Source organism: Arthrobacter gandavensis, from assembly GCF_039528575.1.
Lineage (GTDB): Bacteria > Actinomycetota > Actinomycetes > Actinomycetales > Micrococcaceae > Arthrobacter_B > Arthrobacter_B citreus_B.
Map to the genome: position 1 here is coordinate 114,132 of NZ_BAAALV010000008.1, position 19,488 is coordinate 133,619.

The following is a 19,488-nucleotide window of genomic DNA, read 5'->3' on the forward strand; positions in this document are numbered from 1 at the left end:
GCGGAGGTGATCCATGGCTGGGTTTTTCGTAGACAGCGACATCCTGGCGGCCAAGAGCGCCGAAGTCCGAGGCACCATCGAACGGCTGCAGGCAGACGTCAACACCATGCAGGCGGGCCTGGCCTCACTCGGCGAATCCTGGCAGGGCCAGGCATCAGCTAACTTCCAGCTGCTCATTACGGACTGGAGAGCCACCCAGGCCCGGGTCGAGGAATCCCTGGCAAGCATCAACCAGGCACTCGCCTACGCCTCGGCGCAATACGCGGATACCGAGGCCGCCAATACGGCTCTCTTTATGCGCTAACTGAACCAGGAAACAACACAGGAGCGCGGCACCCGAAGGTACCGCGCTCCTGTTCAGTGGCATTCAGCCGGGCGAACCGGCCGGGAATGAGGGCCTAGAAGCCGCCCATGCCGCCCATGCCGCCCATGTCATCTCCGCCGCCCATTGCCGGTGCAGCCTTTTCGGGCTTGTCGGCAACGACTGCTTCGGTGGTGAGGAACAGGCCGGCGATGGAAGCCGCGTTCTGCAGAGCGGAACGGGTTACCTTGACCGGGTCATTGACGCCGGCAGCCAGCAGGTCCTCGTATTCGCCGGTGGCAGCGTTCAGGCCGAAGCCTTCCGGCAGGCCGCGGACCTTGTCTGCAACAACGCCGGGCTCGAGGCCTGCGTTGAAGGCGATCTGCTTCAGCGGGGCGTCGATGGCAACCTTGACGATGTTGGCGCCGGTTGCTTCGTCACCTTCGAGGACCAGGTTTGCGAATGCCTTCTGGCCAGCCTGGATCAGGGCGACGCCGCCACCGGCAACGATGCCTTCTTCGACGGCAGCCTTGGCGTTGCGCACGGCATCTTCGATGCGGTGCTTGCGTTCCTTGAGCTCAACCTCGGTTGCGGCACCGGCCTTGATGACTGCAACGCCGCCGGCCAGCTTGGCCAGGCGCTCCTGCAGCTTCTCGCGGTCGTAGTCCGAATCCGAGTTCTCGATTTCGGCACGGATCTGGTTGACGCGGCCGGCGATCTCTTCGGGGTCGCCTGCACCTTCGACGATGGTGGTCTCGTCCTTGGTGACAACAACCTTGCGTGCCTTGCCCAGAAGGTCCAGGGTGGCGTTTTCGAGCTTGAGGCCAACTTCTTCGGCGATAACCTGGCCGCCGGTGAGGATGGCGATGTCAGCCAGCTGGGCCTTGCGGCGGTCGCCGAAGCCCGGAGCCTTGACGGCAACGGACTTGAAGGTGCCGCGGATCTTGTTGACAACCAGGGTTGCCAGGGCTTCGCCCTCGACGTCTTCGGCGATGATCAGCAGCGGCTTGCCGGACTGCATGACCTTCTCCAGGACGGCAACGAGGTCCTTGACCGAGGAGATCTTGGAGTTCACGATCAGGATGTACGGGTCTTCGAGGACCGTTTCCTGGCGCTCTGCGTCGGTGACGAAGTAGCCGGAAATGTAGCCCTTGTCGAAGCGCATGCCCTCGGTGAGTTCGAGCTCCAGGCCGAAGGTGTTGGACTCCTCGACGGTGATGACGCCTTCCTTGCCCACCTTGTCCAGAGCTTCGGCGATCAGGTCGCCAATCTGCTGGTCACCGGCGGAGATGGAAGCCGTAGCCGCGATCTGTTCCTTGGTCTCGATTTCCTTGGCGGAGGCGAGCAGTTCGGCCGTGACAGCCTCGACTGCCTTCTCGATGCCGCGCTTCAGGCCGAGCGGGTCAGCACCGGCAGCAACGTTGCGCAGGCCTTCCTTGACCAGGGCCTGGGCCAGGACGGTTGCCGTGGTGGTGCCGTCGCCTGCGACGTCATCCGTCTTCTTGGCAACTTCCTTGACCAGCTCAGCGCCGATCTTCTCGTACGGGTCGTCCAGCTCGATCTCCTTGGCGATGGAAACACCATCGTTGGTGATCGTGGGGGCGCCCCACTTCTTTTCGAGTACGACGTTGCGGCCACGCGGGCCGAGGGTGACCTTGACGGCGTCGGCGAGGGTGTTCAGGCCCCGCTCGAGGCCGCGGCGTGCCTCTTCGTCAAATGCAATGATCTTGGCCATAACGGCTATCGTCCTTCCGGAACAGTCATGCTTGGATGTTGCATTCCTGGCTGGAGTGCCCGCGACGGACGGGACAGAGTGCACGATCTCTTTACGTGCATCCTCAGTCCCTCACCCCAGTGGCTTGCTGGTTCACTCAACGCCGCTGACTTAGCAGTCAGTCTGCAAGAGTGCTAAGTCAATAATTAGCACTCCCAACCTTCGAGTGCAAGCAGTCACGGTCCCCTGTGACCGGCACCGTGCCCCGTTTTCATCCTGAGCACAGAAACCGCCGGACGAATCTGCGGGGCTGCCCGCCGGAGGGGCGCATGCCAGCGTAGATTAGTGTCTGCACGGCCCGGCCACGCCGTGCCACCGTGCTGACCAAACGGTGCTGACCAAACGACGATGCCAAGGAGCAGGCCATGGCGCCCAACCAGCCCCCGAACCATTCTTCTCCCCTGGACGGCGAGGGAGACGGGATGCACGCACCCCAGGCCCATGGCGCCAGCGCGGCTCCGCCGCCCTACGGCACGCCGCCGGGCGAGTACGCATCCGGGTCCGGCACGTATTCAGCTTCCCGGCCCGGCCAGCAGGCCGGTCGCCCGCAGGCCGGTTACGAGCAGGCCGGTCAGCCGCAGAGCGATTACCCGCAGCCCGGCAACCAAGGTGAATACCAGCAGTACTACCAGCAGGGGCCTCCTGCCGGTAACTACCAGCCCGGTTATCCCCAGGGCTACCAGCAGGGGTACCCCCAGGGCTATCCGCAAGGCGCACCGGCTCCGTATTACGGGTGGGCCGAGCCCAAGTCGCGGCTGGCTGCCGGCCTCCTCGGCATTTTCCTCGGCGGGCTCGGTATCCAGCGGTTCTACCTCGGCTACACCACCTTGGGAATCGTGCAGCTCCTGGTCACCCTGTTCACCTTCGGCTTCGGCGCTATCTGGGGCTTCGTCGAAGGAATCATGATCCTGGCCGGAGCACAGTCGTTCCGGACCGATGCCCGCGGAGTCCCGCTGCGGGAGTAAGCCGGCACAGGTCAGCCGCCTCCAGCACACCAAAGCATGAACAAAGAAGCCTGAACAGAACAGTGAGCCGGGACCCCAACGGGCCCCGGCTCACTGTTCTGTCTACTCGGTTTGTCCGGGCCGCAGCCTAGACTGTCCGAACGTCCTCGGCCTGCGGCCCCTTTTGTCCTTCACCAATTTCAAACTCGACCCGCTGGCCCTCTTCCAGTGTCCGGTAACCAGCGGACTGGATCGCGGACCAGTGGACGAAAACATCAGTTTGGGCTTCGTCAACGGTAATGAAGCCGTAGCCCTTTTCCCCGTTGAACCATTTGACGATCCCCTGCGCCATACTCATTCTCCCCTTTTAGGTTCCGCTGCCGCGATGGTGTTCCACGGCAGCAGCCATACCGGGACTGCAGGTGGTTTGCCTGCCCATCCCTGACGGCTGGCCCTTACTTTAGCCACCGGCTGCGGCTTGACCCACGGGGTCCGGGGATAGTTATCGAGTCTTAACTAAAGGGCCGGCACGCTGGTTTAGCGGAACCCGGGACCGGCCACGACTGTGACCAAACTGAACTCGGGAGACTCGGTAATAGTCGCGATTCCCAGCAGGGCTGCGAGCTCTTCGGCATTGGCACGCTGCGCTTCGCCGTTGAAGAAGATCACCGAGGTCTGCATGGGCATACCCGCCCAGTTGCCAACCTGCGCTGTCGTCCATCCGTCTGCCCCGATTCGGGCGGAAATTCCCGCGCCCAGCCCGGAGACTCCGCTCGCGTTGAGCACCACCACGGGCTGTGTCCGGTCAGCTGCCGGAGCCTCCGGCGTCGGCTCCGGGGTGGGAGTGGGCGTCGAAGTGGCCGACGGCGTGGGTGAGGCACTCGGGCTCTGGGACGGCGACGGTTCCGGGGCCGGTGCACTGGATTCTGATACCGCGGGGCTGGCATTGCTGCCTGCGCCGATTCCCAGCCGCGGGAGCACGAAATACGCGGCCAGTCCCACCAAGAGGGCAAGGACACCCACAGTGATGATGAGGCCAATTCCGCTGGAGCGCGCCGGAATAAGCCGCTCACGGTGAACGCCTTGGCGGGTCGAGGTCTCCGGGACCTTGTCGAACTCATCCCTGGGGTATTGGCTCATGGCTGCGTTGTCTGTCCTTGTGTAAGGGGAATTGCCCTAGGCGTCGGTGCCCATGCGGCGGGCTGTACGCGCGCGCTGGCGTGTAGTACGCAGTCTACGCAGCCGCTTTACCAGCATGGGATCGTGCGCGAGGGCATCCTCGGTGTCGATCAGGGCGTTGAGGACCTGGTAATAGCTTGTGGCTGACATGCCAAAGAGATCGCGGATCGCTTGTTCCTTGGCCCCGGAGTACTTCCACCAGGAGCGCTCGAGGGCGAGCATCTGCTGGTCGCGCTCGCTGAGGGGACTCTGGGGATCGACCGCGCCTTCGAGTGAAAACGCCTCGGCTTCGGCTGATCCTGCCAATCTACTGTCCCCGTTTCCCGGTGCGCCCGGACACGGGCGCACGCGGGCACGGTCCAGGCAAGAGTCTGCTTCCTTATGCAATCGTAAACCGGAATAACACGGTTGTCATTCAGGCGGCGCCGCCCCGCCGGCTGGGATCCTGCTCCCGCTTCCCGGAGACTGGAACAGTGAACAGCAGTCATGAACCGGCCCTCTTTGACCTCGGCAGCAACGGTGCCGCCCCCGCGGATGAACCGATCCCCTTCGCTTCCGGCAGCCCCCTGGCCGGCAGCATGGCCAGCGACTGGGCGAACATCCTGGCTCCTGAAACTGAGCGGATCCACCGCATCGGCGATGAACTCCAGCGCAGGATCAACGCCGGAGAGCAGATCCTGCCCCCGCCCGGTCAAATCCTCCGGGCGTTTACCCAGCCCGCGGAGCAGGTGAAGGTGCTGATCATCGGACAGGACCCGTACCCCACACCGGGCCACGCCGTCGGACTGAGTTTCTCCGTTGACCCTGCGGTGCGCCCGCTGCCGCGTTCGCTGGTCAACATCTACAAGGAGCTGAAGGCAGATCTGGGCATTGAACCGGCACCCCACGGGGATCTCAGTGCCTGGGCAGGCCAGGGCGTGCTGCTGCTTAACCGGGCGCTGAGCGTAACGGCCGGCCAGGCCAACTCCCACCGGAACCTGGGCTGGGAACCAGTCACCCAACGTGCCGTGCGTGCCCTGGCGGCCCGACGGCGTCCGGACGGTTCTCCGCTCCCGCTGGTGGCAATCCTCTGGGGGCGCCAGGCGCAGTCCCTGTCTCCCCTACTGGGCGAGAGCCCGCGGATTGAATCGGCACACCCCAGCCCCCTTTCGGCATCCCGCGGTTTCTTCGGCTCCCGCCCGTTCAGCCGGGCCAACGAGCTCCTGGTGCAACAGGGAGCAACACCCGTCGACTGGAGATTGCCCGGGGTACGGTAGAACCACCACCGCGTTCGAGGAGAAACACCGCAATGCCTGATGCCCCCGCAACCCGGACGCCGGCACCCGCCCGGCGCGCCCGGCCCACGCACACCATGACAGTGCTGCGCCGCGAACAACTCTCACCCCACATGGTTCGCATTGTTGCCGGCGGGCCCGGCTTTGACACTTTCACTCCAAGCCAGAGCACGGACTCCTACTGCAAGATCTGGTTCGGCCGCGACGGCAAACCCCTGGACGGGTCCCTCTCACTCGAAGAGCTGCGGGAACAGACTGCACGCGAGGACTGGCCCGTCTCACGGACCTACACGGTCCGCTGGGTGGACACGGTGCGCCGGGAACTGGCCATGGACTTTGTGGTCCACGGAGACGAAGGACTCGCCGGCCCCTGGGCTAATTCCGCCAAGCCTGGAGACGTTCTTACCTTCGGGGGGCCGGGCGGAGGCTATGCCCCGGATCCGAACGCCGACTGGTACCTCTTCGCTGCTGACGAGTCCGCCCTGCCGGCCACCGCCGCCAGCCTCGAAGCCCTGGGGGACGACGCCGTTGGCCATGCCTTCATTGAGGTGGAAGGTCCGCAGGACGAACTTCCCCTGAAAGCCCCCAAGGGAGTCGTAGTGACATGGCTGTACCGCGGTGCAGGCGAGCCATCCGGCCGGCTGCTGGTTGCCGCGCTCGACGCGCTGCCCTGGCACGCCGGTGAAGTCCAGGTCTTTGCCCATGGTGAGCGTGAGGCCATGAAGGGCCTGCGGGATATATTCTTCACCCGGCATAAGCTTGAACGCGCCGCCGTCTCACTCTCGGGATACTGGGCCGCAGGGCGCACCGAGGATGCCTTCCAGGCTGAGAAGCGGACTCCTGTCGGCAAGATCCTCTAGGCCAGCAGCCTAGCGGCGGCGGTTGCGGCGGTCGTTCCCGTTCAGGTTCCGGGTCAGCGGCCTGGCCAGGTTGTCACCAAACACCACTCCCCCGGCGATCGCCAGGATGACTGTGAGGGCGTTGAACAGGCCGATTACCCCGCCGGAAATATCGTCAAGGCCAATACTCAGCCCGTACATCGAGCGGAAGATGCTCAATCCCGGGAAGAGGAACAAGATCGCCGGAACGGCAATCACCAGCTGGGGCGCGCCCATGCGCAGGGCCACGATCCGGGACGCCATTCCGATCACGATCGCGGCGATCGCCGGCGTAAGCCTGGGCCCGATTCCCGCTGCTTCCGAGGCCACGGACACCAGGAAGCCGCCCACACCGATGAGCACTGTGGGCAGCACCAGGTTGGCTGGAGACTGTTCCGTGATGCTGATAGTGGCCAGGGCAACGGCAAGCATCAGCAAGGTCACCGCAAAGGGATACGGCGAAGGCAGCACCTCTGTTACTTCCAGCCTCGGCATCCCCACCAGTGCGCCAACTACAAGCGCGACGGCGATTCCGGCCACTATCGCGCCGAAGGTCAGGAACGCGGAGAGGAAACGCCCTGCCGCAGTGACCGGGAAGCCGTTGATGGCATCCTGCACCGCGGATACCAGGCGCCCGGTGGGCAGCATTAGCAGGATCCCTCCTGCCACCACGATTCCGGGAGCAATATCCAGGTCAGCGGCATCAGTGGCGTCCAGCCACCAGAACAGCATGGCCAGGGCCGTCACCAGGAAGCCGCTGGCGGCCGTGGTGAAGAAGTCCGGAACGCGCCAGCGGCCCAGCACCCGCTGGAGCAGGCTGACCAGAATGGTGCTGGCGAATCCAACAGCGGAACCCAGCGGACTCCCGCCTATGAAGGCGACGATGGCTGCTGCGAATAGTCCGGCTGAAGCCGTAACGGCCCAGCGAGGGAAGGGCTTGGGCCGGTGCACGATTGCATTGAGCTGCTGCGAAGCTTCAGCTCGGGAAACGTTGCCGTCCACAATGTCCGTGACCAGCCGGTGCACCAGTGCCAGCCCTGCGTAGTTGTTGGTCCAGGACCGGACAACCCGCATCACGGTGATGGGGGTCTGGTCCTTGGGCGAGTAATTGAGCAGGACAGACTGGTTGGTGATGTCCACCTCGATGTTTTCCAGCCCGTACGCAGCAGTGACGGCGATCATCGCCGTTTCGACCTCCAGCGCACCGGCGCCGTACCGGAACATGGTTTCGGCCATGCCCAGCGCCAGGTCAAGGGTCTTGCGGGCGCTTGCGTCGGGCCCGCCGGAACGGACCCGCGGGTTGGCATACGGGCTGCCTGCCAGCCGTTCGACAATGGACATAGCCTGCGTGGGCGGGGCTTCGCCCTGCACCAGCCGCTTGAGCACGCGCCGTGCGGCAGCGGAGGAGGAATCAGCCCGCTGGGCTGCTGAGGGACTGTGCTGGCGCGGATTCGTCTTCCGCGCACGCGGCTTGCCCGTACGCGGAGCGGTTCCCTGAACCGGGCGTCCGGGCTGGCCCGCCGCGGCGGCTTTGCGGGCAGCGGCCGCTTTACTTCCCCTGGGCATGCGAGGCACCGAGGACGTGGCTGGCGGCGGTTTGGGCTTCGTGCTCCGCAGTCCGCCCGGGCCGGGAACGGCAGGCAGGGGTGTGGCCTCAGCCGCTGCCCCGGCTACCTCCTGAACCGGAGCGGGGCCGGAGCGCGGGCGGCCCTCGCCGTCCCCGCGCTGGGGCACCTTGATGATGGGAATTAATCCAGCCACAGGCTCCGGTGTGGGCGCAGGCCTGCGGCGGTCGTCGTCGTTATCCACGGTTTCCACCCCTGCTTCCCTCCTAGTGGGTCTGGTTTAGTAGAACGGCTGGTGGTGGCGCCGCCAGTAAACCTGGCGCGTCACGCGTTCTCCGATGGTGTTCCACATCCGGTAGCGAAGCGGATCCAGCACCACGTCCCAGCAGCCGGTGAAATCCGTGACGGTCTTGGAGAAGCTGGTTTTGAACAGGCCCAGTCCGTGGTGCGGGTGTTCCTTGTTCTTCAGTTCACTGCTGGGCGGAGTGCCGCAGAAATCGTATTCCTCGATCCCGAAGTCTTCCTTGAGCTCGGTCAGGGCGGTCCACTGCACCAGATGGGAGTCCCCGTACTGATTTCGGCGGGGCTTGGATCCGCCGTCCTTGTAGGTTCCCTTTTTCCCGTACGCGATGACGAACGCGCCAACATTGGGTTCGCCGTCCTCGTCGAAGGCGAAGTAGAAGCGGCCCTGGCCGGCGTCCACAAAGTTGGACCAGAACCGGTGGTAATACTCGTAGGAGCGCATCCGGGCATCCGAGCGGTCCTCGATGTGGCTCATGAGCTTGTACATGGTCCGCATGTTTTCTTCGGTGGGATCCACCCGGCGCACGTCGGCGCCTTCGCGGATGGCCCGGCGGACGGCGTTGCGGGCGCGGGAAGAGATATTCTTCAGGATCTGCTCAGTGTCCGGGGTGGTGTCCAGCAGTGCGGTGGAATCGTTGGGCTGCAGGTTGAACGTCTTGACGAACCCGGCGGAGGTGAAGAGTTCCCGGACCTCTTCGCTGTCCACGATGTCCGGTTCGACCTTCAGTGCGAAGACGCGGCGCCGCGTTTGCTTGATGAACCGGCCCAGTGCCTGTGCCATGGCCGACACGTCTTCCGCAGCGGCGGCGTCGGGCCCCTTGATCAGGTACCAGAGGCTGCCGAGCAGCGGGACCTTCTTCTCGATGACCAGGTTGTACGAGGTGTACTCCGGGCAGCTGAGGACCACATGGATGGGGTTCCAGCCGTGATGGGACTTGACCTCAGCGTAGGCAGCGGACTGCAGTACGTTGCCGCCGTTGGGATTGGACTGGACCAGTTTGTCCCAGTCCGCAACCTCGTCAGCGGTGGCCAGGCGTGCACTAAAGTCTCGCAAAATTCCTCAACTAGTCCTCGTTGGTGGATCATTATTCCGCCCCCGCACGGAGCACCGGCTCCGGGCCGTTTCCAAGTCTATCCGCCGGGTGCCCGCACCCTGAACGGACCCCGCCCGGCGCGCCGGTGACCAGCGGGGCGCGCGGCGGGGGAATAGTCCGCGCCACGCCGCGGTTGTGCGCAACAATAGATGCATACGCATATGTACGACGACGAAGGCGGACTTGAGTGGCACAGCACATTGAACTGGGACTGGACACGTTTGGAGACGTGACACAGAACGAGGACGGAACGAACCTCCCCATGCCTGAGGTCATCCGCAACGTGGTTGCCGAGGCAGTGCTGGCGGATTCGGTGGGGCTGGACTTCATCGGGATCGGCGAACACCACCGGGACGACTACGCGGTGTCCTCGCCGGAAACAGTGCTGGCAGCGATTGCCGGCCAGACCGGCCGCATCCGGCTTGGCTCCGCAGTGACGGTGCTTTCCTCCGATGATCCGATCCGCGTCTACGAACGCTTCGCCACCCTGGACGCGGTCTCCAACGGGCGGGCAGAGGTCATCCTGGGACGGGGATCCTTCACCGAGTCCTTCCCGCTTTTCGGCTTCGACCTGTCCGAGTACGAAGTGCTCTTCGAGGAGAAGCTGGACCTGTTCACCCAGCTCCTGCGTGAAGAACCCGTCACGTGGGAGGGGAGCATCCGGCCTCCGCTGCGCGGCGTGCAGGTCTACCCGCCTACGCAGGACGGCCGGATTCCCACCTGGATCGCCGTTGGCGGCACGCCTCAGTCCGTGGTGCGGGCCGCACATTACGGCCTGCCGCTGATGCTGGCCATCATCGGCGGTGAACCGGCACGGTTCACCCCGTTCGTTTCGCTCTACAAGCGGGCGCTCAAGGAGTTCGGCAAGCCCGCCCTGCCCATTGGCGCCCACTCCCCCGGCTACGTGGCCGCCACGGACGAGCAGGCGCTGGATGAAGCCTGGCCGCACTACGCGCAGATGCAGAACCGCATTGGCCGCGAGCGCGGCTGGCCGCCCGTCTCCCGTGCCGAGTACGAGGCCGGAGCGGGCCCTGAAGGAGCCCTGTTCATCGGCTCACCCGAGACGGTCGCGGACAAGATCATCCGGACAGCCCGCACACTGGAACTCTCACGCTTCGACCTGAAGTACAGCCTGGGAACCCTGCCGCACGAGAACCTGATGAAGTGCATCGAGCTTTACGGCACCCAGGTGGCTCCGGCGGTACGCGCCGCCCTGGCGGCAGACGAGGACTAAGGCTAGGCATCAGCCGGGAGGAACCAGCGAAGGCTCGGTTCCTCCCGCGCCAGGGCAGCGGCTCGTTCAAGGTTCTGCCGGTCTGCGCCGGTTAGCCGCTGGTGTTCCTGGCGCATGTACTCCCGCCACGTGGGCACGTCATAGATCTCCCGGAACTGGCTTGAATCAGTGACCGAGTGCACCAGTTCCCACGTTGTCGCCCCGGTGCGCAGCCGGGAGAGCTTCACTTCACGCATAGCTTCCACAAACTCCGACGCTTGCTCCGGGTCCAGCTCGTACGCCACCAGAACGGTCACGGGTCCGGCCCCCGGGTCCGGTTCGGATTCGACCTCCAGCCCCAGCTCCGGTTCGGGAACACTGCGGTCCAGTTTTCCGGTGCCCGGCAGCAGCGGCAGCGGCACAACGCTGGCGGCAACCAGCAGGAGCACGACGGCGGCACCGGCCAGCACCGGTGCGTATCCGAACGCTGTGGCCAGCGAGCCCCACAGCACCGATCCGAGCGCCTGCGTTCCGGTGAGCACCATCAGGTACACGGCGAGGCCCCGCGCACGAACCCATTCAGGCAGCGTGAGCTGCATGGCGCTGTTCAGGGTGGAGAGCGTGTTGATCCAGGCCATGCCCGCCAGAACCAGCAGGATTCCCAGCGGAACGGGCGGCAGGTATCCCGCGGAAAACACTGCCACGCCGAAGACGGCGGCGGACGCCCCCAGCAGTGCGGTGTCCCCCAGCAGCCTGCGGGTTGGAGACAGGAGGGCAACACCTAGGATGGCCCCGCCTCCCAGCGCTCCCAGCAGCAGTCCGTAGCCGGAGGAGCCAAGGCCCAGGTGCCCGTTCACCGCAACGGGAAGCAGCGCGTAGAGGGCACTGGCCGGAACCAGAAAGAGGATGCAGCGCAGCAGGATGCGGCGGATCCTCGGTGCTGCCCGAATGTAGCGCATGCCGGCTGCCAGCGCTTCGCCCAGGTGTTCACGGTCCTCGGGACTTTGCGGTGCACTGCGCCACAGAAAGACCGCCAGCGCCGTTCCGAGGAAGGACAGCGCGTTGAGCCCGAAGACGAAGGCCGGTCCGGCGGCTGAGACGAGTACTCCGCCAAGTGCCGGCCCCACTGCCCGGGCCGCGTTGACTGCCACGGATCCCAGCGCGGACGCCGACCTAATCTGCCCGCGGGGAACGAGCGAGGGAGTCACGGCCTGCCAGGCCGGTGAACTCAGCGCGACACCGCATCCGATCAGGAAGGTGTAGAGCAGCAGGGAATCCGGTCCCAGCAGGCCCAGTGCGGTAATGGCGGTAAGCAGGCACCCGGCGCCGGCAGCGAACAGGTTGCTCCCCAGGATCAGTCTCCTGCGGTTGAACGCATCAGCCAGGACACCTGCCACGAGGCCCAGCAGCAGTGCCGGAGCCAGCGAGGCCGACTGCACCAGTGAAACCAGCACAGGGCTGGCTCCACGCTCCACGAGATACCACTGCGCCCCGACGGTTTGCATCCAGCTGCCGACGTTGGATCCAAGCTGAGCCAGCCAGAGGATAAGGAACCATCGGTTTCGCAGGGGCGCCCAGGGAGATTCCATCGGATTCCTCCGTCGGTGGCGGCGCTCCCCGTCGGGGTGGGCCCCGCGAGCGCCTCACTGGCAGGGTAGGTCCGCGCGGCCTGCGGCGTCCAGAGCACGACCGCGGCGGGAGTATCCTGACATCGTGTCACCAAAATGGCCGGCGCCGAGATGCCTGCCCCGAAAGGAAGTCCCAAATGTACGTAGTTGTAAACACCCTGGACATCACACCCGACACGGCCGAGGGGTTCGAAAAAGCCTTCATCGACAGCATGGCGCACCTGGAAGGCGTTCCGGGACTCGGCCGCAGCACGCTGATGCGCCCCGAAGGCGCCTCCAACACCTACCTCTCCACCATGGAGTTCGATTCAAAGGAGAGCTTCATGGCCTGGCTGAAGTCGGATTCGTTCAAGGCTTCGCACTCGGACGACCAGGCGCCCGGCATGCAGGCACCCAATGCGGTGGCTTCCTACACCGTCATCAAGGACACAGCTGCTCCCAGCGCCGGCTAACCGTTCATGCAGGGGCGCCCCTTACCAGCCGTGCGCCCCTGCAAACCCTTTCCAAAGACGGCGGAAATCCTTCTCCGCCGCCCGGGCCTGCTGTTCCTCGAGGGCGTGCAGCCGGCCGTATGTGAAGCCGCTGCCCCCGCGTCCGGGACGGGCACCGAGCCTTGCCAGCATTTGGCGGGTAACAACACTGTCCTGGTGTTCCCCCAGTGCCTTCTGGACACTTTCAGCGGCCGCCACCATCGCCGCAGCCCGGGGGCCGGCCACCGGCACGTATGCTTCCGCGGCATAGCGCAGCCGCTTGGCGTCCTTCCGCGCTTCGTGGAAAACCTCAGCCCGCCGCGCGTCGTCGGGCTCCCGTTTGGCTTCCCGGACACGGTTCCGCAGCCTGCGCAGGTCGCGGCGGATTAGCCGCCTGCCCACCTTTCGCGCAGGTTTGCCCGCCGGCCCGGTGAACTGCGGTTCCGCTGCCAGGCCGCCAAGGTCCTGGACCAGGCCCGCGTAGCGTCCAGCGTCCAGCTCGGTGCGGATCACGGCCAGCGCATCGTCGTACCGGCCCAAAAGCTCCGCATCGATCCGTGCGGACACCGGGCCCCTCACCAGCTCACCGGGCTGGGCAGCCACCAGTGCCTGCAGGCGGTGGCGCATCACCTGCGCATCCCGCGCAGCGCCCAGCACCTGGGACAGCCACCTGAGTTCCCCGCGGATCCGGCCGGCGGGCTCAGGCGGAAGGATCCTGCGGTAACTGGAGAGGACGGATCGGAGCCGGCGCGTACTGACCCTCATCTTGTGGATGGCATCGGTTTCCCCCTCGCGCAGCCGCTGCTCCTGCCGCAGCATCTCCGCGTACTGCTCCGAGAGGTAGGCCAGCAGGACCTCTCCCGCGGTGCTGCCTTCCCCCACCGGGGGCGCGGACGGGAGGTCGGTCGCGGAAGCCATGGCTCAGTATAGGTCGGGCCGCCCTGTGCCGGGCAGGCCCCCTGTACCCGGAGAGGGGCACCGCCGTAGCATCGGCTGTACCGGCCCCGAGAGCCGGACACCCGCCGCCCTACCGCTTGTGGAGGCCAGGTCCATGAACTCGATGCGCTACGTGAAGCTTGGCCGTTCCGGGGCAACCGTTTCGGCCATCGGCCTGGGCTGCCTGAGCTTTGGGGACCCCGCCCGGGGTGCCCATTCCTGGACGCTTCGGGAGGACGATTCCAAGGCGTTGATCCGCCGGGCGCTGGAACTGGGCATCAACCTCTTTGACACCGCGAACGTCTATTCCGCCGGTGACAGCGAACGGATCCTGGGGGTGGCACTGCGGGAGTACGCCCGCAGGGAAGAAGTCGTCATTGCCACCAAAGTGCATGGGGAGATGGCCCCGGGCCCTAACGGCTGGGGCCTGTCCCGCAAGCACATCCTCTGGCAGGTGGAGGAATCACTGCGCCGGCTGGGCACCGACTACATTGACCTCCTGCAGATTCATCGCTGGGACAGCTCCACCCCCCTGGAAGAGACCCTCTCCACCCTTGACCAGCTGGTGCGGGACGGCAAGGTCCGCTACGCGGGGGCATCCACAACCTACGCCTGGCAGTTCGCCAAGGCGCTGGCGCTGCAGCGGGCTCACGGATGGGCGCCCTTCGTGAGCATGCAGGACCACTACAACCTGATTTACCGCGAGGAGGAACGGGAAATGTATCCGCTCTGCCTCGAAGAAGGCGTCGGCGTGCTGGCCTACAGCCCCCTGGCCCGCGGCCGCCTTGCACGGCCCTGGCATGAGGAGAGCCTTCGGCGGGGGCACGATTCCCTGGCCGACGCCATGTACGGAGCCCATGAGCAAACCGACCGCCGGATCGTCGACGCACTGGGAACCGTCGCCCAGGCGCACGGTACTTCCCGGGCACGGACGGCTATCGCATGGGTGCTGGACCACCCGGTGGTCACCGCTGCCCTGATCGGCGTCACCTCGATGGCCCAGCTGGATGACGACGCCGCCGCCCTGGACCTGGAGCTCACCGCCGAGGACAACGCACTGCTCTCAGAGCACTACGTGCCGCACGGCGTCGTCGGTTTCTGAAGCGCTGCTAGCCCTTCACCGCGCCGGCCACCAGGCCGGAGGCGATGTAGCGCTGAAGGAACAGGAACAGCGCCATCACCGGCAGCGCGGCGAGCACTGCTCCGGCGGAGAACACGCCCCAGGTCCGGGACTGGTTGTCCCCCACGAAGGAATAGAGTCCGACGGCGAGCGTCTGGGTGTCCGGATCGTTGAGGACAATGGAGGCGATCATAAACTCCCCCGTGGTGGTGATGAAGGTCAGCAGGCCCACGATGGCCAGGATGGGCGTGACCAGCCGCAGGATGATGGTGAAGAAGATCTGGAAGTGGCCCGCACCGTCGATCCTCGCTGCCTCGTCCAGGGTCTTGGGGACCGTGTTGAAGAACCCGTACATCAGGTAGGTGTTCACACCGAGCGCTCCGCCCAGGTACACCATGATCAGGCCCAGCTGGCTGCCCAGCCCGAGCCACGGAACGATGTCGGAGATTTCCGAAAGCAGCAGGAAGATCGCCACCACACCCAGCATCTGCGGGAACATCTGCAGCAGCAGGAGGCTCAGCAGGCCCATGCGCCGGCCGGTGAAGCGCATCCGGGAGAAGCAGTAGGCTGCCAGTGCGCCCAGGAAGACCGTGGAGGCGCTGGTGACCAGGCCGATCACCAGCGTGTTCAGGAACCAGCGGGCAAACGGTTTCTGCGGATCCGTGAACAGTGCCTGGAAGTTGTCGAACCCGATGTCGCGGAACAGGCCGCTGGAGGCTACCAGCGTTCCGGTGGGGCTCAGTGCCGCCGAAAGCACGTAGGCCAGCGGCAGCAGGGCGAAGGCAGTCATGAAGAGCCCAACCAGGTGCCGCCAGCCGGTGTCCTTGAACCAGGCGCCGAAGCTGCGGCGCCGCACCGGCAGCGAAGGGGTGCCGGGGGTTCCGGCGGTTCCTGCCGCGGGACGGGGAGGGAGGGCGGTGGAGGTACTCATGAGTTCACTTCTTCCAGCGACTTGGTCTGCCTGAAGCTGACGGCGGAGATAACGGCCACGATGATGAAGATCAGGATTGCCAGGGCGCTGGCCAGCCCGTAATCACGGCCGGTGCCCTGGCCAAAGGCCACCTTGTACACCACGGTGATCAGCAGGTCGGTGGCACCGATGTCCTGGCTGGTTCCCGGGAAGCGGGGGCCGCCTCCGGTGAGCATGAAGATCACGTTGAAGTTGTTGAAGTTGAACGCGAATGTTGAGATCAGCAGCGGCGCCGTGGAGACCAGCAGCAGCGGGAGCTTGATGGAGCGGAAGATCCGCCAGGCTCCGGCACCGTCCATCCTGGCCGCTTCGTTGACTTCCTCCGGAAGCGACTGCAGGGCCCCGGTGCAGACCAGGAACATGTACGGGAAACCAAGCCAGGTGTTGACCAGCAGCACGCTGGCCTTCGCCAGCCAGGGATCGTTCAACCAGGGTATTGAAGCCCCGCCGAAGAACGTGCCGTTGATGAACCCGAATTCCTGGTTGAGCATCCCGGACCAGACCAGGCCAGCCAGGAACGCCGGGAAGGCGTACGGCATGATCATCAGAACGCGGTATACCTTCTTGCCCCGGAGAGTGGGGTGGTTGAAGGTGATGGCCAGGAAGAGTCCGAGTCCGAAGCACAGCGCCACGGATGCGACGGCGAAAGTGAAGGTCCAGCCGATCACGCTCAGGAGCGGGCCGCGCAGTTCCGGATCGGTGACGGCGCGCTGGAAGTTCTCGAAGCCCACGTTGATCTTCCAGCCGGTGGCCAGCCGCTCCCCGTCCTGCGAGACGAAGGACCCCTCGCCCCCGTCCCGGTAGACCGTGCCGGTTTCGGAATTGGTGAAGGTGTCAGCTGCCTCGTCGTAGACCAGTACCGGCTTGTAGACGTAGGCGTTGGATCCGTCGGCGGTGGCCAAGGTGCCGTCGTCGAGGTCTTCGGAGAAGGGAACCTTCAGTGCCAGGATTTCGGCCTGGCGGTTCAGCAGGTCGTTGAAGGCGAGGGTTTCATACCCCTCGACGCCGGTGGCTTTCCCGGTGCTGTCCGTTTGGGCATCTGCGACCTCTTCCAGCGGCATTTCAGCGCCGCCCAGCTGGATGCCTCCGTCCGGATCCGTGACCAGCAGGAACAGCTCACTGCCCTGTTCCAGGACGGATACGGCATAGGCCGGCGAATCAGGCACCCGCTGCTGCGCGGTCAGGGAGATGGCGGCGACGGCGTCGTCCTTGGTGCTGTTGTGCCCGTCGCCGTAGTTGGTGAAGGCCACGTAGCCGCTGTAAACGACGACGAACACCTGGAAGATCAGCAGGAACAGCACGCCCGGTGCAAGGTACTTGGCGGGCAGGCCGCCGCGGCGCAGGTAGATCCAGTTGATGACCAGGGTGACCGCCGATGCTACGGCGAGCACCACCCACTCCTCATTGAGGAACAGTGCGATCAGGACGTAGACGGCAAAGGCGTCCACGAGTCCGAGCAGCACGATCTTCGCCAGGGTTCCGGCCAGCGAGTCAGGACTGCGGCGGGGCGCCTTGGCGGGTGCGGGGTTAACAGGTCGGACGGCTGTGTCCGTTGAAACGGCCATGATGTTCTCCTACGAGTGGCCCGGATGGAGCATCAACCATCCGGGCCACTCAAGCGCCTGCGGGCTTGGTTGGTGCCGCTACTTGCTGATCTTGGATTCGATGTTGGAGACCATGGTGGGCCAGGCGGTCGCCGGGTCTGCTTCTCCCTTGATGAGGGCGAGCTGCGTGCCTCCCCAGTCAGCCCAGACGGCTTCCATTTCCGGGATGGCCGGCATCGGAACGCCGTTGGCGCCGATTTCACCGAAGGCGGCAACGATCGGGTCCGAGGCTGCCTTGTCGAAGGAGGCGGTCAGGGCCGGCGGACGTCCGCCGGCGTCGAACATGGAGTCCTGGACTGCTTCGGTGGTGAGGTAGTTCAGGGCGAACTCGTTGGCGGCAAGGGCGTTCTGGCTCTTGGCGCTGATGAAGAAGCCGTTGACGCCCACGAAGGGCTGGGCCGGGGAATCGCCCGCGGTGGGCAGCGGATCGACGGCCAGGTTGATGCCGGCGTCCACGGCGTCGGGAACATTCCAGGGGCCGGTGAGCAGGTACGGGGACGCACCGGCGTTGAACTTCTCCTTGGCAATGTCCGCCGTGATGCTGGAGTTGAAGATGCGCTCGCCTGAATCCCCCCACGCCACCAGCTTCTCAGCGAATTCAACGCCGCCGGGATTGCCCAGTTCAAGCTTCGAAGCATCGTAGCTGCCGGACTCATCCGTGCCGAAGACCGGAACACCCATGGAAGTCTGCAGCGGGTACAGGTGGTACGGGTCGCCCTGCTTGGGGTCCATCTGGACCAGGAACGGGAACTCGGCCTTTCCTTCGGCCACGGCCGCCTTGCCGTTGGCGATCACTTCGTCCATGGTGGCTGCCGGTTCGGAAACAATGTCCGTGTTCCTCAGCAGGCCAATGTTCTCGATCGAGTAGGGCACGCCGTAGGTGTTGCCCTCATAGGTCATGGCCTTGACGGCACTGTCCTGGAACTGGGCGGCCTTGTCTCCGAGTTCGATCGGAGCCACAACGCCGTTCTGGACGAACTTGCCCAGCCAGTCGTGCGGTCCCACGATCAGGTCCGGGCCCTTGCCCGTGGGGACCTGGGTAATGAAGTCGTCCGAAACCTGCTGGAAGTCCTTGGTTACCAGCTTGACCTCAATGCCGGTATCTTCCTTGAACTGTTCGGTGACAGCGGTGAGCGCGGGTGAGCGCTCGGCATCCACCCACATGGTCAGCGTGGTGGCTCCGCCGGAGGCGAGGTCGCTCGATTCGGCTCCTTCGCCGGTATCGGAGCCGCCGCCGCAGGCGGTGAGGACCAGGGCAGCGGTGACCGACACGGCACCGAGAGTAAAGGTACGGCGGCCAAAGCCCGCCGTACCCGTTGTGCGCACCTTCATTGGTGTACCTCTTCTATGTTCAGGCCCCCGGCATACCGGGGAGGTAATTGGTGCCCGCCCGTGACCCGGACCATGGCATGGACGCAAGTGTAAGCGTGTGCGCAGTGTGCGTCCAGTCACACACTGAAGGTATTTTTGCGACCCTCTCTCCGGCCGCGGGAAACGGCATCTGTACAGGCCACACCGGGCCAAAAGTGTTCCGGGACATGTTTGGTCATGTTGTGGAAGCGTTTGCATTCGGCTCGGGTCAGTCCTTTAGGATGCAAGGCATGCTCAGCACTATCGCAGTCCCCTCCGCCCAGCTTCCCGGTGCCGCCCTGGTTCCGGTCCATGATGCTTCCCCCGACCGGGAACAGCAGTGGTGGCGGTCCTCGGTGATCTACCAGATCTACCCCCGCTCCTTCCGCGACCTGCGCGGCGACGGCATCGGCGACCTGCCCGGCATCACCGCCGAAATCCCCACCCTGGCCGAACTGGACATCGACGCGATCTGGCTCTCCCCCTTCTACGTCTCCCCCCAAAAAGACGCCGGCTACGACGTCGCCGACTACTGCGACGTCGACCCCCTCTTCGGCACCCTGGAAGACTTCGACAACCTCGTCGCCACCGCCAAAAACCACGGCATCCGCGTCATCGTGGACCTCGTCCCCAACCACTGCTCCGACGCCCACCCCCTCTTCCAAGCCGCCCTCACCGCACCCGAGAACTCCCCCGCCCGGGACATGTTCATCTTCCGCGACGGCACCGGCGAACACGGCGAAAACCCGCCCAACAACTGGCAGTCCCACTTCGGCGGCCCCGCCTGGACCCGCACCACCAACCCCGACGGCACCCCCGGACAGTGGTACCTGCACCTCTTTGACTCCTCCCAGCCCGACTTCAACTGGGACAACCCCGCCGTCC

Annotated in this window: 19 protein-coding genes; 8 read left to right on the forward strand and 11 right to left on the reverse strand. The window is 65.2% G+C overall.

The window, feature by feature from the left end; translation table 11 throughout:
- Positions 1–13 precede the first annotated feature (13 nt).
- Positions 14–304 carry a WXG100 family type VII secretion target gene (locus ABFX29_RS16235; protein ID WP_152229496.1) on the forward strand — a complete coding sequence of 97 codons (291 nt, stop codon included), beginning with the start codon at positions 14–16 and terminating at the stop codon, positions 302–304.
- A 94-nt stretch (positions 305–398) separates the two neighbouring features.
- On the opposite strand, the gene groL is transcribed toward ABFX29_RS16235, so the two are convergent.
- Positions 399–2,036 (reverse strand): chaperonin GroEL, encoded by a 1,638-nt coding sequence (gene groL, locus ABFX29_RS16240; RefSeq protein WP_152229495.1) that lies wholly within the window; start codon positions 2,034–2,036, stop codon positions 399–401.
- Between the two features lie 404 nt (positions 2,037–2,440).
- Here groL and ABFX29_RS16245 point away from each other — a divergent pair, with 404 nt between their 5' ends.
- Positions 2,441–3,040 carry a TM2 domain-containing protein gene (locus ABFX29_RS16245; protein WP_152229494.1) on the forward strand — a complete coding sequence of 200 codons (600 nt, stop codon included), beginning with the start codon at positions 2,441–2,443 and terminating at the stop codon, positions 3,038–3,040.
- Positions 3,041–3,167: 127 nt separating this feature from the next.
- Here ABFX29_RS16245 and ABFX29_RS16250 read toward each other — a convergent pair whose 3' ends face one another.
- The 3 genes from ABFX29_RS16250 to ABFX29_RS16260 form a co-directional block, all read right to left on the reverse strand.
- Positions 3,168–3,371 (reverse strand): cold-shock protein, encoded by a 204-nt coding sequence (locus ABFX29_RS16250; protein ID WP_066301805.1) that lies wholly within the window; start codon positions 3,369–3,371, stop codon positions 3,168–3,170.
- Positions 3,372–3,556: 185 nt separating this feature from the next.
- Positions 3,557–4,159: a LytR C-terminal domain-containing protein gene (locus ABFX29_RS16255; RefSeq protein WP_152229493.1), complete on the reverse strand. Its 603-nt coding sequence runs from the start codon at positions 4,157–4,159 to the stop codon at positions 3,557–3,559.
- A 36-nt stretch (positions 4,160–4,195) separates the two neighbouring features.
- The gene (locus ABFX29_RS16260; RefSeq protein WP_152229492.1) at positions 4,196–4,504 is read right to left on the reverse strand and encodes a DUF3263 domain-containing protein; all 309 of its coding nucleotides are present in this window, start codon (positions 4,502–4,504) and stop codon (positions 4,196–4,198) included.
- A 167-nt stretch (positions 4,505–4,671) separates the two neighbouring features.
- Between ABFX29_RS16260 and ABFX29_RS16265 the strand changes: the two genes are divergently transcribed.
- Positions 4,672–5,454, forward strand: a complete 783-nt coding sequence (locus ABFX29_RS16265) for a uracil-DNA glycosylase (protein ID WP_152229491.1) — start codon at positions 4,672–4,674, stop codon at positions 5,452–5,454.
- 32 nt (positions 5,455–5,486) lie between these two features.
- A complete protein-coding gene (locus ABFX29_RS16270) occupies positions 5,487–6,332 on the forward strand; it encodes a siderophore-interacting protein (RefSeq protein WP_152229490.1) in 846 nt (281 codons plus the stop codon).
- Positions 6,333–6,341: 9 nt separating this feature from the next.
- On the opposite strand, the gene ABFX29_RS16275 is transcribed toward ABFX29_RS16270, so the two are convergent.
- A complete protein-coding gene (locus ABFX29_RS16275) occupies positions 6,342–7,916 on the reverse strand; it encodes a threonine/serine exporter family protein (protein WP_152229583.1) in 1,575 nt (524 codons plus the stop codon).
- 279 nt (positions 7,917–8,195) lie between these two features.
- The gene (locus ABFX29_RS16280; RefSeq protein ID WP_152229489.1) at positions 8,196–9,272 is read right to left on the reverse strand and encodes a lipid II:glycine glycyltransferase FemX; all 1,077 of its coding nucleotides are present in this window, start codon (positions 9,270–9,272) and stop codon (positions 8,196–8,198) included.
- A gap of 227 nt (positions 9,273–9,499) precedes the next feature.
- Here ABFX29_RS16280 and ABFX29_RS16285 point away from each other — a divergent pair, with 227 nt between their 5' ends.
- Positions 9,500–10,546 (forward strand): LLM class flavin-dependent oxidoreductase, encoded by a 1,047-nt coding sequence (locus ABFX29_RS16285; RefSeq protein WP_152229488.1) that lies wholly within the window; start codon positions 9,500–9,502, stop codon positions 10,544–10,546.
- Between the two features lie 2 nt (positions 10,547–10,548).
- Here the strand turns inward: ABFX29_RS16285 and ABFX29_RS16290 are convergent, their stop codons facing one another.
- Entirely contained in the window at positions 10,549–12,114 is a 1,566-nt protein-coding gene (locus ABFX29_RS16290; RefSeq protein WP_152229487.1) for an MFS transporter, read from the reverse strand.
- A 176-nt stretch (positions 12,115–12,290) separates the two neighbouring features.
- On the opposite strand from ABFX29_RS16290, the gene ABFX29_RS16295 reads away from it, so the two are divergent.
- The gene (locus ABFX29_RS16295; RefSeq protein WP_152229486.1) at positions 12,291–12,605 is read left to right on the forward strand and encodes an antibiotic biosynthesis monooxygenase family protein; all 315 of its coding nucleotides are present in this window, start codon (positions 12,291–12,293) and stop codon (positions 12,603–12,605) included.
- Positions 12,606–12,626: 21 nt separating this feature from the next.
- Here the strand turns inward: ABFX29_RS16295 and ABFX29_RS16300 are convergent, their stop codons facing one another.
- The gene (locus tag ABFX29_RS16300) at positions 12,627–13,541 is read right to left on the reverse strand and encodes a CHAD domain-containing protein (protein WP_152229485.1); all 915 of its coding nucleotides are present in this window, start codon (positions 13,539–13,541) and stop codon (positions 12,627–12,629) included.
- 142 nt (positions 13,542–13,683) lie between these two features.
- Between ABFX29_RS16300 and ABFX29_RS16305 the strand changes: the two genes are divergently transcribed.
- Positions 13,684–14,661 carry an aldo/keto reductase gene (locus ABFX29_RS16305; RefSeq protein ID WP_152229582.1) on the forward strand — a complete coding sequence of 326 codons (978 nt, stop codon included), beginning with the start codon at positions 13,684–13,686 and terminating at the stop codon, positions 14,659–14,661.
- 7 nt (positions 14,662–14,668) lie between these two features.
- Here ABFX29_RS16305 and ABFX29_RS16310 read toward each other — a convergent pair whose 3' ends face one another.
- The 3 genes from ABFX29_RS16310 to ABFX29_RS16320 all read right to left on the reverse strand — a co-directional run bounded on the left by ABFX29_RS16310 (position 14,669) and on the right by ABFX29_RS16320 (position 18,585).
- Positions 14,669–15,610, reverse strand: a complete 942-nt coding sequence (locus ABFX29_RS16310; RefSeq protein WP_152229484.1) for a sugar ABC transporter permease — start codon at positions 15,608–15,610, stop codon at positions 14,669–14,671.
- Entirely contained in the window at positions 15,607–17,214 is a 1,608-nt protein-coding gene (locus ABFX29_RS16315; protein WP_152229483.1) for an ABC transporter permease subunit, read from the reverse strand. Before ABFX29_RS16315 ends, ABFX29_RS16310 begins: the two co-directional genes overlap by 4 nt.
- A gap of 78 nt (positions 17,215–17,292) precedes the next feature.
- Positions 17,293–18,585, reverse strand: a complete 1,293-nt coding sequence (locus ABFX29_RS16320; protein WP_152229482.1) for a sugar ABC transporter substrate-binding protein — start codon at positions 18,583–18,585, stop codon at positions 17,293–17,295.
- Between the two features lie 269 nt (positions 18,586–18,854).
- On the opposite strand from ABFX29_RS16320, the gene ABFX29_RS16325 reads away from it, so the two are divergent.
- Positions 18,855–19,488: alpha-amylase family glycosyl hydrolase (locus ABFX29_RS16325; protein ID WP_346038507.1), on the forward strand; the 634-nt coding region annotated here is incomplete at its 3' end.